This window comes from Seonamhaeicola sp. (assembly GCF_028281565.1).
Lineage (GTDB): Bacteria > Bacteroidota > Bacteroidia > Flavobacteriales > Flavobacteriaceae > Seonamhaeicola.
On record NZ_JANQJQ010000044.1, the window covers coordinates 14,893 to 32,729 of the forward strand.

The window sequence follows — 17,837 nt, forward strand, 5'->3', positions numbered from 1 at the left end:
TACTATGAACTGGGAGCAATTACTTTCCTTAAAACGCTTTGGCGATACTAATAAAAGATTACGTAAAGAACAAGATGAAACCCGTGTTGGGTTTGAGGTTGACTATGACAGGATCATCTTTTCATCACAGTTTAGAAGCCTGCAAGATAAAACGCAGGTGATTCCTTTGTCGCAAACCGATTTTGTTCATACCCGCCTGACACACAGTTTAGAGGTGAGCGTTGTAGGACGTTCTTTAGGACGTAAGGTCGGACAAAAAATTTTAGAAAAATATCCGCATCTTAGAGAAGTTCACGGGTATCAGGTAAATGATTTTGGAGCTATAGTAGCTGCGGCAGCTTTGGCGCATGACATTGGAAACCCACCGTTTGGACACTCAGGGGAAAAAGCCATTGGTGAGTTTTTTAAAACGGGTGATGGTTTAACATATAAAGAGCACCTAACAGATAAAGAATACCAGGATCTATGTGATTTTGAAGGAAATGCCAACGGGTTTAGGATTATTACTGAAAACAAACTCCGATTAAGCTATGCTACTTTGGGAACTTTTATGAAATACCCAAAGGAATCATTGCCCAAAAAACCTACCAGCCATATTGCCGATAAAAAATATGGGTTTTTTCAATCGGACAAAGAGACGTTTGAAAACGTGGCGCAAGATTTAGGTTTGTTAAAGCGAAGTGAAAGTTACCTTAGTTTTTCAAGACATCCATTGGCTTTTTTAGTAGAGGCCGCTGATGATATTTGTTACACGATTATCGACTTTGAAGATGGGATTAATCTGGGGCTTATACAAGAAGAGTTTGCATTAGAGTATTTATCTAAAATAATCAGGGATAAAATTATACCTGAAAATTATTATGCGTTGTCTAATAAACAGGATAGGATTGGCTATTTACGCGCTTTGGCTATTGGAACACTTATTGACGAAGCGGTAGATATCTTCATGAAGTATGAAGAAGCCATTTTAGATGGTACTTTTGATTGTGCCCTGTTGGATAAAAGTAAATATGAAGCCCAAATAAAGGATATTATAAAGATCAGTGTTGAGAATATTTATCAGTCTGAAGAGGTCATTGATAAAGAGATTTCAGGATATCAGATCATCAATAAATTGCTGGGTATATATACTGGTGCCGTAAATAATAATTTTAACGGAACCGCTTCAAATTATGATAGACTTATTTTAAAACGATTACCCAAGACCATTAATTTTTCAAGCGACCATTTATATGACCGGTTATTAGCCGTTTGTCATTATGTATCATTGTTGTCTGACAGCAAGGCTATTTTAAACTTTAAAACTATTGAAGGTGTGACTTTTTAGGATGTTGACAGGATGGTCGTTTTGATACTTTCTGAATCTAAGCCAACCAGTTTTTGGAGCTCTCCAACTTTACCGTGTTCTACGAAATGATCCGGTACACCAAGTACTTTAATAGTGTTTTTATAATGATGTTCTGAAGCAAATTCTAAAACAGCACTTCCAAACCCTCCTTTAACAGTGCCATCTTCAACAGTAACAACAGTATTATATGTTTTGAATATTTTGTGAAGTAAGCTTTCATCCAAAGGTTTTATAAAGCGCATATCGTAATGAGAAACGGCTATATCTTTAATAGCTTCAGTGACATTTTTTGCAATAGCCCCAATGCTAAGTACGGCTGTGTTTTCGCCTTGTTTTAACTGAATGCCTTGACCTGTTTCAATAGTTTCAAACGGCTGTTTCCAATCCAATGTAATACCTCTGCCTCTGGGGTAACGAATAGCTATAGGGTGCTCCAAACCTAGCTGAGCGGTGTACATGATGTTACGCAACTCCATTTCGTTTCGAGGAGCAAAAATAATAAGGTTGGGGATACACCGTAAATAAGCCAAATCAAAAACACCGTGATGTGTAGCGCCATCTTCTCCTACCAACCCGGACCGGTCCAAACAAAAAATAACCGGTAGTTTTTGTAACGCCACATCGTGGATCACCTGGTCATAAGCTCGCTGCAAAAAGGTAGAGTAGATGTTACAAAAAGGGATCAACCCCCGGGTGGCCATACCGGCAGCTAAAGTAACGGCATGTTGTTCGGCTATACCAACATCGAAGGCGCGTTCGGGAATTTCTTCCATCATAAATTTTAAAGAACTTCCGGTAGGCATAGCGGGTGTAATACCCACAATCTTTTTATTTTGTTTAGCCAGCTCAACAATGGTGTGTCCAAAAACATCCTGGTATTTGGGTGGTTCACTGGAAGTAGTTTTTGGTAATAAGTCCCCAGTTTCAGCATTGAACTTTCCCGGAGCATGGTATTTAACCTGGTCTTTTTCGGCCTGTTTTAATCCTTTGCCTTTGGTGGTTATAACATGCAACAGTTTTGGACCCTTAACAGTTTTCAATCGTTCCAATTCCGAAATGATGGTATTAATATCATGACCATCAATAGGGCCTGAATAGTCAAAATTCAGAGCCTCAATAATATTATTGCGTTTTTGAGTGCCTTTTTTGACGTTGGTTAAATATTGCTTCAAAGCCCCAACACTTGGGTCGATACCAATGGCGTTGTCGTTTAAAATGACCAATAGGTTTACTTCAGTGACTCCAGCATGGTTCAACCCCTCAAAGGCCATCCCGCTGGCTATGGAGGCATCTCCAATGACGGCTATGTGATGCTTGTTTTCACCCTTTAGTTTTGAAGCAATGGCCATTCCCAAGGTTGCTGAAATAGACGTTGAAGAATGGCCGACACCAAACGTATCATAATCACTTTCTTCCCGCTTCGGGAAGCCGCTAATACCGCCTAATTGCCTGTTGGTGTCAAATATATTTTTTCGCCCGGTTAAAATTTTATGCCCGTACGCCTGATGGCCAACATCCCAAACCAATAGATCTTCAGGGGTGTTAAATACATAATGTAATGCAATGGTCAATTCAACCACGCCCAAACTGGCCCCTAAATGCCCTTCTTTAGTAGCTACGATGTTGATTATAAAATGGCGAAGTTCTTTGGCAAGCTCAGGGAGTTCTTCCTGCTTTAAAAGACGCAGATCTTTTGGTGAATTAATATGTGTTAATAATTGTTTTTGCACTTGGCAAAAGTACAAGTTTTATTATTCTTCTGCTTGAAAAACAATTGGTAAACTATAAACCATTTTTGTTGGTTTACCTCTTTGTTTAGCAGGAATAAACAGTGGCAAAAGATTAATGACCCTTTTTGCTTCTTTTTCCAGGGCGGGATGCGGTGCTCTGGCTTTAATCTCAACAACTTGACCAGTTGTGTCAATTTTGAATTGTGTGATTATTTTTTGTTTCCCATCTAATTCCAGACAGACGTTTTTATTAAAGTTTTCAGAAACAAACTTAGAAACACGCTCCTGAAAATAGTCTTTCTTCTTCTGAACAGATAAATTTTTAGGAGTGTCTTTAAACTCAGGAGGATCAGCTACAATAAACCCTATAACTACTTCACCTTCAACTGTGGGTGGTTCTATAGTTGTGATTGAGTCAATTTTACTGGTAGGGTTTTCTTTATAATCAATATCTCCAACAGTTTCAATAACTAATTCACCATCAATTGGAACTTCAATAATTTCATCCTTTTTAGAAATAGGGTTGCAATCTTTTTTCAGCAAGGAATCTATTTGTTCAACCTTAGGTAAATTTCCTAAAACGTCAATGGTTTTTTTATCAATGGAGTCTATTACTTCAATACTATCTATTTTTTGTTTGTTGCCATTTTTGCCAGAACAGTTCATCAAACTTGTCCCCATGGCAATTAACAAAACGAGTAAAAACAGTTTGTGAAAGCTATGTTGTTTTTCCAGAACCTGTGAAGGGATGTGAATATTAACACTATCTAATTGCGTTTGTTTAAAATGACCACAAATACGAGTTCCTTTATTTTGATGAATGAAATCCTGGATTTCAAATGTGCTCATTTTGGTGAAGTCAATAACTGTTTTGGCACAGGAATCACAATAGCGCCCTTTTTCTTTTGGTGTCATAGTTCGCCAATCTTCATGACAGGGCTCCGGAATTTTAATAGAATAGTATTTTTTCATGATGGTAGTGATTTCTAATTTTTCATCAAACTTCTTGCCGAAACATTTGGAATCATTTGAAATCGTGTACTTTTGCTTCTATGGACAACATTTTTGACGATGCTTATTTTATGCGGAAGGCTTTACAGGAAGCAGAAATAGCTTTTGATAAAGGCGAAATTCCTGTAGGGGCGGTTATAGTCATTGATGATAAGATCATTGCCCGCGGACATAATTTAACCGAAACCTTAAATGATGTCACAGCGCATGCCGAAATGCAGGCCATTACCGCAGCCGCTAATTTTTTAGGCGGGAAGTATCTTCAAAAATGCACGCTGTATGTGACTTTAGAACCTTGCCAGATGTGTGCCGGCGCCTTGTACTGGAGCCAAATCTCAAAAATTGTTTATGGAGCCAGAGACTTAGAACGCGGTTGTATTAATTTAAAAACCAAGCTGCATCCTAAAACCGTCATGGAGGGCGGTGTTCTAGCTGATGAAGCCAGCGATTTATTAAAACGCTTTTTTATAATAAAGCGAAACTTGAATTGACACTATGAAGTGTCACCCTGAGTTTATTTCAGGGTCTCTAATTATTAAGGTGTCACACTGAGCGCAGTCGAAGTGCTCTCAAATTGTGTTTCAGGGGGTAAGATATTAGAACATGTAATATTAGTGCTTTTTCTCCTTCTGAGACTCCCGCATCTTATCCAAATTCTCTTTGGTCAGCATGTAATCTTTTAAGTTTTTGTCCTTCCAACGGTAATAAGAAAACAAAGGAAAAACCACCACGAACAAACCGACTACCCCAAAGCCAATAAGTTTTTGCGCATTTTCTGCATTGGAAGCAAATCCGGCAATAATTAAGCCTGCAGATGCTAAAAATAATATGAGGATGATGTACTTCATAGCTTACTGTGTTACATTAATTAATTGTCGACGATAAGCCGTAAGCAGTTTTGATTTCGATATGTAACCGTAATATTTGCCATTTTTAATAACGGGCAAATTCCATGCACCACTGGTTTTGAATGTCATCATAATATCATTCATGGAGTCCTCTTCATAATTAATGATACCGGCATCGGCATGCATTAAACTATCGGCATACACTTTGTCATAGAGATCCGTATTGAACATCATATGTCTGATATCATCTAAACGGATCACACCTAAGAATTCGTGTGCTTCATTCACCACGGGGAAGTGATTTCTGGAAGATTTTGCTACGGCATTTTTTAAAATATCACCTAAGGTCATATCCGGAGTAAGAATTACAAAGTTGGTTTCAATCACTTTGTCAATTTCCAGCATCATCAGTACATTTTGATCTTTATTATGGGTGATTAATTCGCCACGTTTTGCCAGTTTCAAAGTATACACGGAATGGGAAACATAGTATTTGGTAATAGCAAACGAAATAGCAGACACCAACATTAGAGGCACAAACAATTCATAACCGCCTGTTATTTCCGCAATTAAGAAAATGGCTGTTAACGGTGCATGTAAAACACCTGCCATCAAACCGGTCATTCCAATAAGGGTGAAGTTAGATTCTGAAACCTGGAAACCAAATCCAATATTGTTTATCACTTTAGCAAAGGCATTACCCAGGGCACTACCCATAACCAATGTTGGGATAAAAACACCACCAACCCCACCGGCTCCAAACGTAGTTGTCATGGCAATAGCTTTGAATAGCGTAATACCGAAAAGAAGTGCGATAACGATCCAGATATTGTCCAGATCAAAATTGAAAGGTGTATTTCCAATGGCAGCTATATGGTCTCCTTTTAGCAGGTTATTCATAATACCATAACCCTCACCGTAAAGTGGCGGAATCATATAAAGCATAGTGCCTATGGCTAAGCCACCTATTAAAAGCCGTTTAGCCCTACTTTCAAAAGATTTGAAAAAGTTAGTAATGCTGAAAAATACTTTTGAAAAGTAAACAGACATATGGCCTGTAACCAAACCTAAAACAACGTAAAAGGCAATATCATTAATTTCAAATTTGTCTATTAATTCAAAACGAAGTAAAACGTCAGTCCCTAAAAAGAAATAAGAAGTAACAACGGCTGAAACCGATGCTAAAAGTAACGGTACTAATGAAGCGAAAGCAATATCCAAACTAAAGATCTCAATGGCAAATACAATAGCAGCAATGGGTGCTTTAAACATGGAGGCCATGGCTCCTGCAGCAGCACAACCTATTAAAAGCATACGTGTTTTTGTATTCATATGAAAGAGACGTGCTGCGTTAGATCCTAAAGCAGACCCTACACTTACTGCCGGTCCTTGCAATCCAACAGATCCACCAAAACCGGCTGTTAAAGGTGCCGTAATTAGTGCCGCGTAAATATTATATCTTGGAATGATCCCGTTAAGTTTTGAGATGGCATGTAAGGTGGTTGAAATACCGTGGCCAATATGCTTTTTGAGCCAGGTTTGTTTAATAATATAAACCAGTAAAAGCCCAATAATCGGTAGCACAAAGTACAGGGTACTTTGGAAATCTTTAAAAATATATAAGTTGAATAAATGCCCAATATAATAAGTAAGGTTTTTAAGGACAACAGTGCCGATTCCTGCCAGAAAACCAACCAGAATGCTAAGCATGTAAATAAATTGACGTTGAGAAATATGCTTGTATTTCCAGATTAAAAATTTACGTAAAAGACTTTTAGCTTTTAAAGGCATTTTTAAAATTTTGATTGTCCACAATTTACCATAAACAAGGTTTATTTGTCAACCTGAACTTGTTTCAGGTTCTTTTTTTAAAACTTTGGCTATTCGAATTATGAGATTCCGAAATAAATTCGGAATGACAAAATACATACTTATAGTACAAATCGGATCTTCAATTAAAATTAATAAAAAATCCCGCACAGGGCAGGATTTTAAAGATTATGATTTTAAGTTAAGTTTCAAACTTAATTCTTCTAATTGTTCATCATCAATTGGCGCTGGTGCATCAATCATGACATCGCGTCCTGAGTTATTTTTTGGGAACGCAATAAAATCTCTTATAGTTTCCTGTCCTCCTAAAATGGCTACCAATCTGTCCAATCCAAAGGCTAATCCTCCATGTGGTGGCGCACCGTATTGGAACGCATCCATTAGGAACCCGAATTGGGCCTTCGCTTCTTCTTCGGTAAATCCTAAATAATCAAACATTAAGGCTTGTGTTTGCTTATCGTGAATTCTTATGGAACCACCGCCAATTTCATTACCATTCAATACCAGGTCGTAAGCATTGGCCTTAACGGCACCCGGATCGGTTTTTAATAAATCAATTTGTCCCGGTTTTGGCGAAGTGAACGGATGGTGCATCGCATGATAACGTTCTGTTTCTTCGTCCCATTCCAACAATGGAAAATCCAATATCCAAAGAGGGGCAAATTCATCCGGTTTACGTAAGCCTAAACGTTCTGCCAATTCCATACGTAAGGCGCTTAATTGTGTTCTTACTTTATCGGTATCTCCGGAAAGTACACAGATTAAATCACCCGCTTTAGCACCAGTCACTTTCGCCCATTGAGCTAAATCGTCCTGATCGTAAAATTTATCTACCGAGGATTTAAACGAACCATCGTCGTTACAACGGCAGTATACCATTCCCAAAGCACCTATTTGCGGACGCTTCACCCAATCGATCAATTTGTCAATTTCTTTACGAGTATAGCTGTTTCCTCCCGGAACCGCAATACCAACAACCAATTCAGCCTTGTTAAAGACGTTAAAATCTTTATGTTGAGCCACGTCGTTTAACTCGCCAAACGCCATTCCGAAACGAATGTCAGGTTTGTCATTTCCGTACAAACGAATCGCGTCGTCATAAAGTAATCTTGGGAATTTATCAACTTCAACACCGTTCACTTCTTTTAATAAATGACGTGTTAATCCTTCAAAAGCATTTAAAATATCTTCCTGTTCAATAAACGCCATTTCACAGTCTATCTGCGTAAACTCCGGTTGTCTGTCAGCACGTAAATCCTCGTCTCTAAAACATTTTACGATCTGAAAATATTTGTCCATTCCGCCTACCATAAGCAATTGCTTAAAGGTTTGTGGGGATTGGGGTAGGGCATAAAACTCCCCTTTATTCATCCTGGAAGGCACAACAAAATCACGGGCGCCTTCAGGTGTTGATTTAATTAAATAAGGCGTTTCAACTTCAATGAACCCTTCGCCTGACAGATAGTTTCGGACTTCCTGGGTTACCTTATGCCTGAAGATCAGACTTTCTCTTACGGGATTACGGCGAATATCCAAATAACGATACTTCATGCGCAATTCTTCGCCACCATCGGTGTCATCTTCTATAGTGAAGGGTGGTAAAATGGCTTCATTAAGAAGGTTCAATTCAGATACCAAAAGCTCAATATCACCGGTTGGAATGTTCGGGTTTTTAGAAGCACGTTCTATAACAGTTCCTTTAACCTGAATTACAAACTCGCGCCCAAGGTTTTGAGCCTGGATCATCATATCTTTTGAGGTGCGTTCTTCATCAAAAACCAATTGGGTAATGCCGTAACGATCTCGTAAATCTACCCAAACAATAAATCCTTTATCACGAGATTTTTGTACCCATCCGGCCAGGGTAACTTCTTCATTTATATTTGCAGCCCTTAATTCACCACAATTATGACTTCTGTACATGTTTGTAAAAATTGAAGTGCAAATTTAGTGATTAAGTTACTATTTTACGATTGAATTTGTTAGAATATTATGGTGTTATTTGTATGAGATTCTGAATCCCGATAGCTATCGGGACAGAATGACTTTGTCAAAATAAAAAGAGCCACATTTTGTGGCTCTTTTCTATTAATTAAATTAGTCACTAAAATTAAACCTCTTCCAATCTTTTATCCATACTAAACACTTGTTGTTCAACCACGACTTCAGATTGAACGGTTCTGTCTTTAAATAATCGCATTTTCAGCTTAGTCACCAAATAGAATAGTATGGGTACCACAATTAGGGTTAAGAAGGTCGCTATAATAAGCCCGTAAATAACGGTCCATGCCAATGGCCCCCAGAAAATTACGTTATCACCACCCACATAAACGTTCGGATTAAAATCGCTAAAGAGCGTAAAGAAGTTGATATTTAAACCGGTTGCCAGTGGGATCAAACCTAAAATAGTGGTTATGGCCGTTAACAATACCGGACGTAAACGTGCTTTACCACCTTTAACAATGGCTTCTATGAGATCATCTGTTTGCAAATATGTGTCGTCTTCCAGGTTTAATTTTACTTTTCTCCTGTCAATTAACAGTTGCGTGTAATCCAGAAGTACCACACCGTTGTTTACCACAATACCGGCAAGGGAAATAATACCCATCATGGTCATCATAATTACGAAAGGTTTTCCGGTGATGATTAATCCGCCAAACACACCAATTAAACTCAGGAAGATCGCTAACATAATGATAGCAGGTTTTGACACCGAATTGAACTGGAATATTAACAGGAAGAATATAAGCCCTAATCCTGCAAAAAACGCTCCCATTAAAAAGCTCATTTGTTTTGCCTGCTCTTCAATTTGGCCTGTATAATCTACTTTAACTGTCGCCGGTTTTTCATCGAAGGTTTCCATTTCATTCTGAATTTGAGACACAATGGCCGCAGCGTCAGTAAATCCGGGAGCTAATGCTGAATATAATGTAACAACCCGTTTAACATCCCTGTGTTTGATAGCACTGTATCCGGATGTATTGCTTTGGTTCGCAACAGCAGAAACAGGGATCTCTTTAATTTGGCCGGATGCCATATCCCTGAACGTGATCTTTTGGTTAAAAAGCGCACTGGTATTGTATCTGTTGGCTTCATTGAAACGAACATAAATATCGTAATCTTCACCGTCTTCTTTATAGATCCCGGCTTTAGCCCCGAAAATAGAATTACGTAATTGTTGACCAACCTGACCGGCATTCACACCAAGTTCACCTGCTTTTTTCCTGTCAACAATGACCTGCATGGAGGGTTTCGATTTGTTTACATCTATCTTTAACTCATCAATACCCTGAATGTTTTTGGAGTTGATAAAGTCGCGCATCTTTTCGGCAGTGGCAATTAATTCACCATAATCATCGCCTTCTAACTCAATATTAATAGGATAGCCAACCGGAGGTCCAATAGGGTCTTTTTCCACGGAAATAGCCACACCAGGATAAATGTCCTTTAAATTTTCCTGAACTTGTTTAAGAAGGTCATTACTATCGGCACCTTCGCGAAATTTATATTCTCGCATGGTAGCCGTAATTTTGCTTCTATGCGGCATTTCGGCCTGCGAACCACCATCGGTTTGCGGATTTCCGGCACCTTCACCAACTTGGGAAACAGCACTTTCGGTTAAGAAATTAAAATCACCATCCATATATTCAGAACCGTTTATGATATCATAAACCTGCTTTTCAATTTCTTTGGTGATGACATTGGTTTTCTTAATATCTGTTCCTTCAGGATATTCTACATATACAATGATTTGGTTTGGTGTATTATCGGGGAAGAACTCCACCTTGGTTCGTTGACTTCCAACCGACATTCCAAATCCCATAAAGGCTAAAATAAGTAGAGCAAACGTACCTACTGAAATTACGATTGGCCAGCGTCCTTTAAAAGCACCGCGAAGCATTCTTTCATAAAAAGCTTCCCATTTTGGAAGGATATGATTTTGAAACCCGTTAGCCCAATTTCTAAGGAATAACCTGTATATCCATAGTAATACTACGGTAAACATCATCACAGAACCTAAACCACGGGTACTTCCTCCGGCCAATAATATCAATAAGCCTATACCGCCTACAATAATAGATAGTCTGATAATGTTTTTTAGTGGCATTTCTTTGTCTTCGGTAGTCATATAGCGGGATACCAGTACCGAATTAAAAAAGATAGCAACAAATAAAGACGAACCAAGAACGACTCCTAAGGTTTTTGGAAAGTATATCATAAACTCACCCATAACGCCCGGCCACATGCCTAAAGGAATAAACGCCGCTACCGTAGTTGCAGTAGAAATAATAATTGGGAAGGCAATTTCACCAATGCCTTTTTTGGCAGCCTGAATTCGGGTCAGGCCTTCTTCACTCATGAGACGGTACACGTTCTCCACCAGCACAATACCATTATCTACCAGCATTCCAAGTCCCATAATGAGTCCGAATAAGATCATGGTATTCATTGTGAAGCCCATAAAACTCAATATCATAAGAGACATGAACATAGACATCGGGATGGCAAACCCAACAAATAAGGCATTCTTAAACCCTAAAAAGAACATTAATACAGTTACTACCAGTATGATACCAAAGATGATATTGTTTACTAAATCGTCAACCTGCCCAATGGTTTTTGAAGACTGGTCGTTTGAGATACTAATCTGTAAATCAGGAGGAAAAACATCCTCAACGGCTTTATCAACAATATCCTGTACCTGTTCTGCTGCCGCTACCATATTTTTACCGGCCCGTTTTTTAACATCCAGCATTACTACCGGGTGTCCAAATTCACGTGCATAAGTGGTTTTGTCTTCTTCTTTAAAATATACTTTGGCAATGTCTTTCAGGTAAATAGAATTGTCATTTTCAGATTTAACAACAAAATTTTCCAGTTCGGCGGGTGTTTCAATTTCGCCTATAACTCTAATGGTTCTACGTTGCCCGCTGGCAATCAAATTCCCGGCAGACATGGTCATATTCTCCCTGCTAATGGTGTTTATAACATCATCAAAGCTTACCTGGGCAGCCATCATTTTATAAATGTCTACAGCCACTTCCACTTCTTTATCCTGAGCTCCTCGGATATCAACTTGTTTGATTTCTAAAAGACCCTCAATTTCATCTTCAAGGTACTCGCCGTATTCTTTTAATTTGTCAACAGGATAGTCTCCGGAGATGTTGATATTCAGAATTGGCATTTCTTCAGACATACTTAAATCGAACACATTGGGTTCTACTTTCGCCCCGTTAAATGTTGGCCAGTCCTCACTGGCAGTTTCAGAATCAACTTCGTCTTTTACTTTTTGTTTTGCGGATTCTACCGTGATATTTTCATCAAATTCAACCACAACAATGGAGTAATCTTCCTGTGAAGTTGAGGTAATTTCAACTACATTACTCACTGTTTTAAGACGGTCCTCAATAGGGTCGGTGATAAGTTTCTCAATATCTTCGGCCGTGTTTCCCGGATACACCGAACTTATATAGATTTTAGTTTCCTTAATTTCAGGGAAGTTCTCTCTGGGCATTCCAAAATACGCACTGGCACCCAGCATAAGGATAACGGCAATTAAAACATACATGGTTGTTTTGTTGCCAATGGCCCATGACGACAGGCCAAATTCCTTATCTACTTTTTTATTGTTTTTCTTTTTGCTCATTAGATTTTAGTCTTTTTAATTACGCAGCATCTAAATCAAGAATCTTAACTTCCTGTCCGTCCTTTACGCTTCTGGCGCCTTCTTCAATGATCTCCATGTTGTTGCTTAAACCGGATAACACTTCAATGTGGTCGCCCTGGGTTTTTCCAGGGGTGATAATAACACGTTTTACTTTGGCCTTATCGCCATTTTTATCGGCAATGGTGTACACATATTGATCCCCATCGGCATTTTCTGAAATGATGCTTAGCGGAATTAAAATCGCGTTGTTACTTGTGTAATCGTTTATCTTAAGTTTAGCTGTCAAATTAGGCTTAATATCTCCATTCTGATTTGAAATAGGTACCTGAATTTTGAAGGTTCTGTTGGCCGGATTTATAAAGTTTCCTGCCTGACGAATTTTAGTGTCTATTGATTTTCCAAGAATAGGAAACTCCACCTTCACATCCTTGCCCGATGTGATACTTGAGATATAGCGTTCCGGAACATCGGTTTCTATATACATGTCTTTTAAGTTCACTATTCTGAAAAGCGCCGATTGCCCCGGGGCAACAACCGTACCCTGGTCTGTAATGATATCATCTATGGTTCCCGTAAAAGGTGCCGTAACGGCCGTCTTCGCAATTTGCTGTTTCAATTGTTTGGTAGCCTGAAGCTGGGCTTCATAAGTGGCTTTGGCTTGTAAATACTGTAGCTCACTGCCAATTTTTTGATCCCATAAGCGCTCCTGACGTTCATAGGTAGTTTTAGCTAATCCGGTTTGTATTTCTAGCTGGGTTAACTGTTGACTTAATCCACCATCATCAATTCTAGCTAATAATTGCCCTTTTCTTACCAGTTGTCCTTCTTTAACATAAACTTTGGTTAAGATGCCTCCATATTCGGCATTAATAACTACGTTTTGTTTGGTGCTTACGTTCCCTTGCAATTCAACAAAGTGAGAGAACACCTGCTCTTCGGCTTTAAATGTTGTAACCAGTGGAATTTTTTGCTGAGGGTCTAACTCCTTGATCTTATCTTCCAATTGCTTGATCTCAGAACCCAGTTCCTTATGTGTTATTTCCAGTTCCGATTTCTTTTTTCTGATCGCTGAGATATCATTAGAAGAAATGATATCTTCAACAGATTTATTCTTATCTCCACCACAAGATGTTAGTATTATGGCGCTTATTACGGTTAAATAAATATATTTCATAATGACGGTGTTTATTGTTTTTTCAAAGGACCTATGTAACATCCAAATAATTTTACATTTGTTTTAATAAAATTTGAGTTGGGATGTTTCATGATGGGTTAATTTTTAATATTTAATAAGTTTTTTAGTGCTGCTTTTTTGTTGATCACATCAATAATAGACTGCAGGTATTCTTGTTGACTACTGTATAATTGGGTTTGCGCTTGTCTTAAGTCAAAACTACTGGCTATACCTTCTTTATATTTAATTGTGTTTTTCCTTTCTATTTTTTCGGCCAGTGCCAAATTCTTTTGTTTGTTATCATAGGTATCAATAGCCAATTGATATTCGTTTTTAGCGTTTTTAAACTCAATGGATAACTGATTTTCGGTATCTATTAAATTGTTCTTCGCCTTATCCCATTCTATCTTAGCCCTTTGTCTTTTAGCTTTTTTTCCAAAAGAGCTAAAAATTGGAAAGGTAATTTTAAGCCCTGTGGCGGTTGAGAAAAACCAGGGTTGTTCCGGCTTTGTAAACGTGGCAAACGATTCTGAAATGCCCAGGTAATTAGAACTAACAAAAGCGTTAATTTTTGGTAGTTGTTCCGACTTTTCCAATTTATATTCCAGTCTTTTACTTTCGGCATCATTGGCAGCAATTTTGTAGTCAATATTGTTGCTTACAGGATGGCTGTTGCTTATCAAATTCAAGGAAATGTTCTCAACTATGAGAGATTCCAGTGAGTCCGTTAATTCAATAGTTTCATTTTGGTCTATACCTAATAAAATCTTTAAATAACCTTTAGAAATATCAGAAAGTGTTTCTAAGCTTCTGAGGTTGTTTTGCAGACCGGAAAGTGTTAATTGCAATTGCTCCACATCTTCTTCTTCGGTCAATCCATTTTCAAATATCTTTTTGGTTTCTTCCAGATTATCAGATAATACCCTGATGTTATTTTTGGTAATTTCAATACTTTCTTTAGTTAACAAGGCATTGTTATAGGCATTTATAACATTGGTTTCAATAGTGTTTACGGTTTTGTCTTTGGCATTCTGCGAAATTTCTAAGAATACCTTATTAGATTGTAAACCTACTATATAGCCACCATCAAAAATTAATTGATTGAGCGTAACGCTTGGGGTAAGCTGATGTTTTGGGAAAAAGAACGAAAAAGGATCATCCGGTTCCGGTTCAATGGGCCTTACCACATTAAAAGTGTAATCTACATTACCGCTAATTTGAGGCAAACCTCTTGCTGTGGTTTCCCAAACTTGTTGTTTAGCCGCAAGAATACTTAAATCGGCATTCTTGATATTTCTGTTGTTTTCCAGAGCATATTCTATGGCTTTTTGTAAAGAAAAGCTATGGCTTATTTCTTGTGAAAAAAGCGTAAGACCGCTTAGTAAACTAAAAAATAAAATTAGTTTGTTCTTCATTTTTATGATTGATTTGATTTTATGAATTTGTTCAATATTTCAAGGCCTTTATCGGTAACAATGGCTCTCAGGTGATATTCTAAATAACTTTCAATTAAGTACTCCATGTCATAAATTTCCAAAGGGAAAATAGTTTGATCCTTAATACCGGTCATACCGTTAAAATACATCCTGGATATGAAATCTACGTCAATAGCCTTTCTAAATAATCCGGTGTCAACACCATTTTGTAGACTGTCTTTTACCGAACCGTACATTTTGTCAAACTGTTTAACCCGTAATTGACTATAGATATTAGGATAGTATTTTTTTAATTGAAATTGTGGTGATGTTTTTTCGTTTTTCAAATAGTGCAGCACAAACATTTTGATATCGTATAACTCTTCAATGGGGTTGGCCGAAGTATTACAAATGCCATCTATACCTTCACAGACGTTTTCAAAAATTGTAAAAGTTACTGCCTCAACCAATTTGGTTTTGTTGGCAAAATGCACATAAATGGTTTTTTTTGATATGGCCATTTCATTAGCTATATCATCCATTGTTACACTTTTAAACCCAAAGTTTAAAAATAATTCTGCTGCTTTATTTATAATTTGTTTTCTCATTTTCAGGCTGCAAATATACTTTGGAAACTTTAAAAACAAAAAAAGTTTCCAAAGTTTTACGTTTTTTTAACACTTAGTTTACTTTATTGCTTTTTTATAAATTGAATTGATTTATTTTTGTTTGATGCTTTCTATAGAAAAATACCAGCAAGAATTTTTAACTTTTTTAAAGGCGTATTCCATAGTAAAAGAACCTAAGGGTTTGTATGATCCTATTCAGTATATTTTGAATTTGGGGGGGAAACGTTTACGACCGGTTTTAACGCTAATGACTGCTGATGTTTTTGGAGGTCATTACAGAGATGCGCTTAATGCAGCTCTGGGTGTAGAGGTATTTCACAACTTTACTTTGGTGCATGATGATATTATGGATGACGCGCCTTTACGTCGGGGGAAGGAAACGGTGCATGAGAAATGGGATACCAATACGGGGATTTTATCGGGGGATGCTATGCTGATCATGGCATATCAGGTATTCGAAAATTATGAGCCCGAAACTTTTAAAGCATTAACAGCGTTATTCAGTAAAACGGCACTTGAAGTTTGTGAAGGGCAGCAATACGATGTTGATTTTGAAACCCGTAATGATGTTACTATCCCCGAGTATTTAAAGATGATTGAATATAAAACCTCGGTTTTGGTGGGTGCTGCTATGAAAATGGGTGCTATAGTTGCCAAAGCTTCAGAAAAAGACCAAAATGCCATTTATGAATTTGGTAGAAACCTGGGCATTGCATTCCAATTGCAAGATGATTATCTGGATGCTTTTGGTGATCCTGAGACCTTTGGTAAACAAGTAGGCGGTGATATTATTGAGAACAAAAAAACCTATTTGTACCTAAAAGCCTTAGAGTTTTCTTCTGAAAAAGAGCAGGAACGCTTAATACATCTTTTTAATATTGATACTGATAAAACAGACGAAAAAGTATTTGTGGTTAAAGAATTGTTTAAGTCATCCGGTGCAGCGAAAGCCACTAAGCAAGCTGTTGAGGATTATACCAATAAAGCGTTTTCGATTTTAGAGACCTTACATATTTCTGAAGACAGAAAGCAACTTTTAAAAGATTTTGGTCGTACCTTAATGCGTAGAACCGTATAATGCAACTTCCAGTAACTTTTGACGATTTAATTATTGAAGCCAATCAGTTGGATCTATATAAAAAGCTGATCCGCCAACTTAATAAAGATTTTTTGTTGGCTAATATAGATCTGGATTTTCATGAAGATATTTTGCCTTCAAGCCTAAAACTTTTGCTTCATGAAACTATTTATAAACTTATTCAGGAAAAGTTCACAGATTATTTAAACCTGCTTTATATAGTTGATGTTTCAGAAAAAGAAGTAAAATCACTTGATGGTGATGATCTGGTAAAACTAGCCGATGAGGTGTCATTTTTAATCTTAAGGCGCGAATGGCAGAAAGTCTGGTTTCGCAATTGCTATTAACCGGGTTAAAACAACACCTCTGTATAGCTAGGTTTTTATAGGAAACTTAGTTCCAGTTGTTTGGCTTTCTGGTGTAAAATATTATTCTCTAAATGTATATGCTGATGTAAGTCCTGTTCAAATTCTTCTAATTTGGCATAAAGTGCCCTAAAGGTATTACAGGCCCCTTCAGGAGGTGTGTAATTATTGGTAAGCTGCGCAATGGTTTTGAAAACATCCCCTGCAGATTCATGCTCTTCTTCCATCATTTGAATAGGATTATTGACGCTTCCAAAAGGAGGTGTTTTAAGATTAGCACCTTCAGCTTTTAGCTTCAGCAATTTTTTAATGTACGGAAATAACACAAGTTCTTCTTTCTTCAAATGCGCTGCCAGTTCATTAGCTACTTCTGTAAATAGTTGATTGATTTTAATCACCTCAGTGTAATGGTGCCCATGTACCTCAGCCACTCTGTTTGCGTATTGAAGAATTAAAGGGATAGATGCTTCAACATACGTGTGATGCACATTGATAATATGATCTATTAAAAAGTCAAGCTTCCAGGAGTTATAATCATAGGCTTTGGGAGCCTTATCAACTTGTAAAAGTTCGTTTTTAAGCGTTTCATAATCCAATTGCTTTTTTTCACAGGCCTTTTCTATGGTTATGCCGCCACCACAGCAAAAATCTATACCATATTTTTTAAATACATGAGCGGTTTTAATGTTTTCGGCAACCACTTCGGCAACCGTTTTATTTTCTATTGAGTTCATAGTAAAA

The 17,837-nt window shown here is 37.6% G+C and carries 14 protein-coding genes; 4 read left to right on the plus strand and 10 right to left on the minus strand.

The genetic code is table 11. The features are described from left to right. The first annotated feature begins 4 nt into the window (after positions 1 to 4). Positions 5 to 1,327: a dGTP triphosphohydrolase gene (gene dgt / locus Q0983_RS18990; RefSeq protein ID WP_299556611.1), complete on the plus strand. Its 1,323-nt coding sequence runs from the start codon at positions 5 to 7 to the stop codon at positions 1,325 to 1,327. On the opposite strand, the gene dxs is transcribed toward dgt, so the two are convergent. Together dxs and Q0983_RS19000 are read right to left on the minus strand one after the other, a co-directional pair. Continuing rightward, positions 1,324 to 3,078, minus strand: coding sequence for a 1-deoxy-D-xylulose-5-phosphate synthase (dxs, locus tag Q0983_RS18995; protein ID WP_299556613.1), 1,755 nt, complete (start codon positions 3,076 to 3,078; stop codon positions 1,324 to 1,326). The genes dgt and dxs overlap by 4 nt on opposite strands. Positions 3,079 to 3,099: 21 nt before the next feature. Next, positions 3,100 to 4,050: an energy transducer TonB gene (locus tag Q0983_RS19000; protein WP_299556615.1), complete on the minus strand. Its 951-nt coding sequence runs from the start codon at positions 4,048 to 4,050 to the stop codon at positions 3,100 to 3,102. Positions 4,051 to 4,130: 80 nt separating this feature from the next. Here Q0983_RS19000 and Q0983_RS19005 point away from each other — a divergent pair, with 80 nt between their 5' ends. Beyond that, the gene (locus Q0983_RS19005) at positions 4,131 to 4,580 is read left to right on the plus strand and encodes a nucleoside deaminase (RefSeq protein WP_299556617.1); all 450 of its coding nucleotides are present in this window, start codon (positions 4,131 to 4,133) and stop codon (positions 4,578 to 4,580) included. Between the two features lie 120 nt (positions 4,581 to 4,700). Here the strand turns inward: Q0983_RS19005 and Q0983_RS19010 are convergent, their stop codons facing one another. From Q0983_RS19010 to Q0983_RS19040, 7 genes are all read right to left on the minus strand, one after another. Then, complete coding sequence (locus tag Q0983_RS19010; protein WP_299556619.1) at positions 4,701 to 4,937, minus strand: hypothetical protein; 237 nt, start codon at positions 4,935 to 4,937, stop codon at positions 4,701 to 4,703. Positions 4,938 to 4,940: 3 nt separating this feature from the next. Further along, positions 4,941 to 6,728: a chloride channel protein gene (locus Q0983_RS19015; protein ID WP_299556621.1), complete on the minus strand. Its 1,788-nt coding sequence runs from the start codon at positions 6,726 to 6,728 to the stop codon at positions 4,941 to 4,943. A gap of 207 nt (positions 6,729 to 6,935) precedes the next feature. Next, positions 6,936 to 8,690, minus strand: a complete 1,755-nt coding sequence (gene aspS, locus Q0983_RS19020) for an aspartate--tRNA ligase (RefSeq protein WP_299556623.1) — start codon at positions 8,688 to 8,690, stop codon at positions 6,936 to 6,938. Positions 8,691 to 8,877: 187 nt separating this feature from the next. Further along, on the minus strand, positions 8,878 to 12,414 hold the full coding sequence (locus Q0983_RS19025; protein ID WP_299556625.1) for an efflux RND transporter permease subunit: 3,537 nt from the start codon (positions 12,412 to 12,414) through the stop codon (positions 8,878 to 8,880). Positions 12,415 to 12,433: 19 nt separating this feature from the next. After that, positions 12,434 to 13,609: an efflux RND transporter periplasmic adaptor subunit gene (locus Q0983_RS19030; protein WP_299556627.1), complete on the minus strand. Its 1,176-nt coding sequence runs from the start codon at positions 13,607 to 13,609 to the stop codon at positions 12,434 to 12,436. 98 nt (positions 13,610 to 13,707) lie between these two features. Next, a complete protein-coding gene (locus tag Q0983_RS19035) occupies positions 13,708 to 15,024 on the minus strand; it encodes a TolC family protein (protein ID WP_299556629.1) in 1,317 nt (438 codons plus the stop codon). Positions 15,025 to 15,026: 2 nt separating this feature from the next. Further along, on the minus strand, positions 15,027 to 15,632 hold the full coding sequence (locus Q0983_RS19040) for a TetR/AcrR family transcriptional regulator (protein WP_299556631.1): 606 nt from the start codon (positions 15,630 to 15,632) through the stop codon (positions 15,027 to 15,029). Between the two features lie 124 nt (positions 15,633 to 15,756). Between Q0983_RS19040 and Q0983_RS19045 the strand changes: the two genes are divergently transcribed. Further along, positions 15,757 to 16,731, plus strand: coding sequence for a polyprenyl synthetase family protein (locus Q0983_RS19045; RefSeq protein ID WP_299556633.1), 975 nt, complete (start codon positions 15,757 to 15,759; stop codon positions 16,729 to 16,731). Next, positions 16,731 to 17,078, plus strand: coding sequence for a hypothetical protein (locus Q0983_RS19050; protein WP_299556635.1), 348 nt, complete (start codon positions 16,731 to 16,733; stop codon positions 17,076 to 17,078). Before Q0983_RS19045 ends, Q0983_RS19050 begins: the two co-directional genes overlap by 1 nt. A gap of 35 nt (positions 17,079 to 17,113) precedes the next feature. Here Q0983_RS19050 and ric read toward each other — a convergent pair whose 3' ends face one another. Further along, positions 17,114 to 17,830 (minus strand): iron-sulfur cluster repair di-iron protein, encoded by a 717-nt coding sequence (ric, locus tag Q0983_RS19055; RefSeq protein ID WP_299556637.1) that lies wholly within the window; start codon positions 17,828 to 17,830, stop codon positions 17,114 to 17,116. Positions 17,831 to 17,837: the final 7 nt, after the last annotated feature.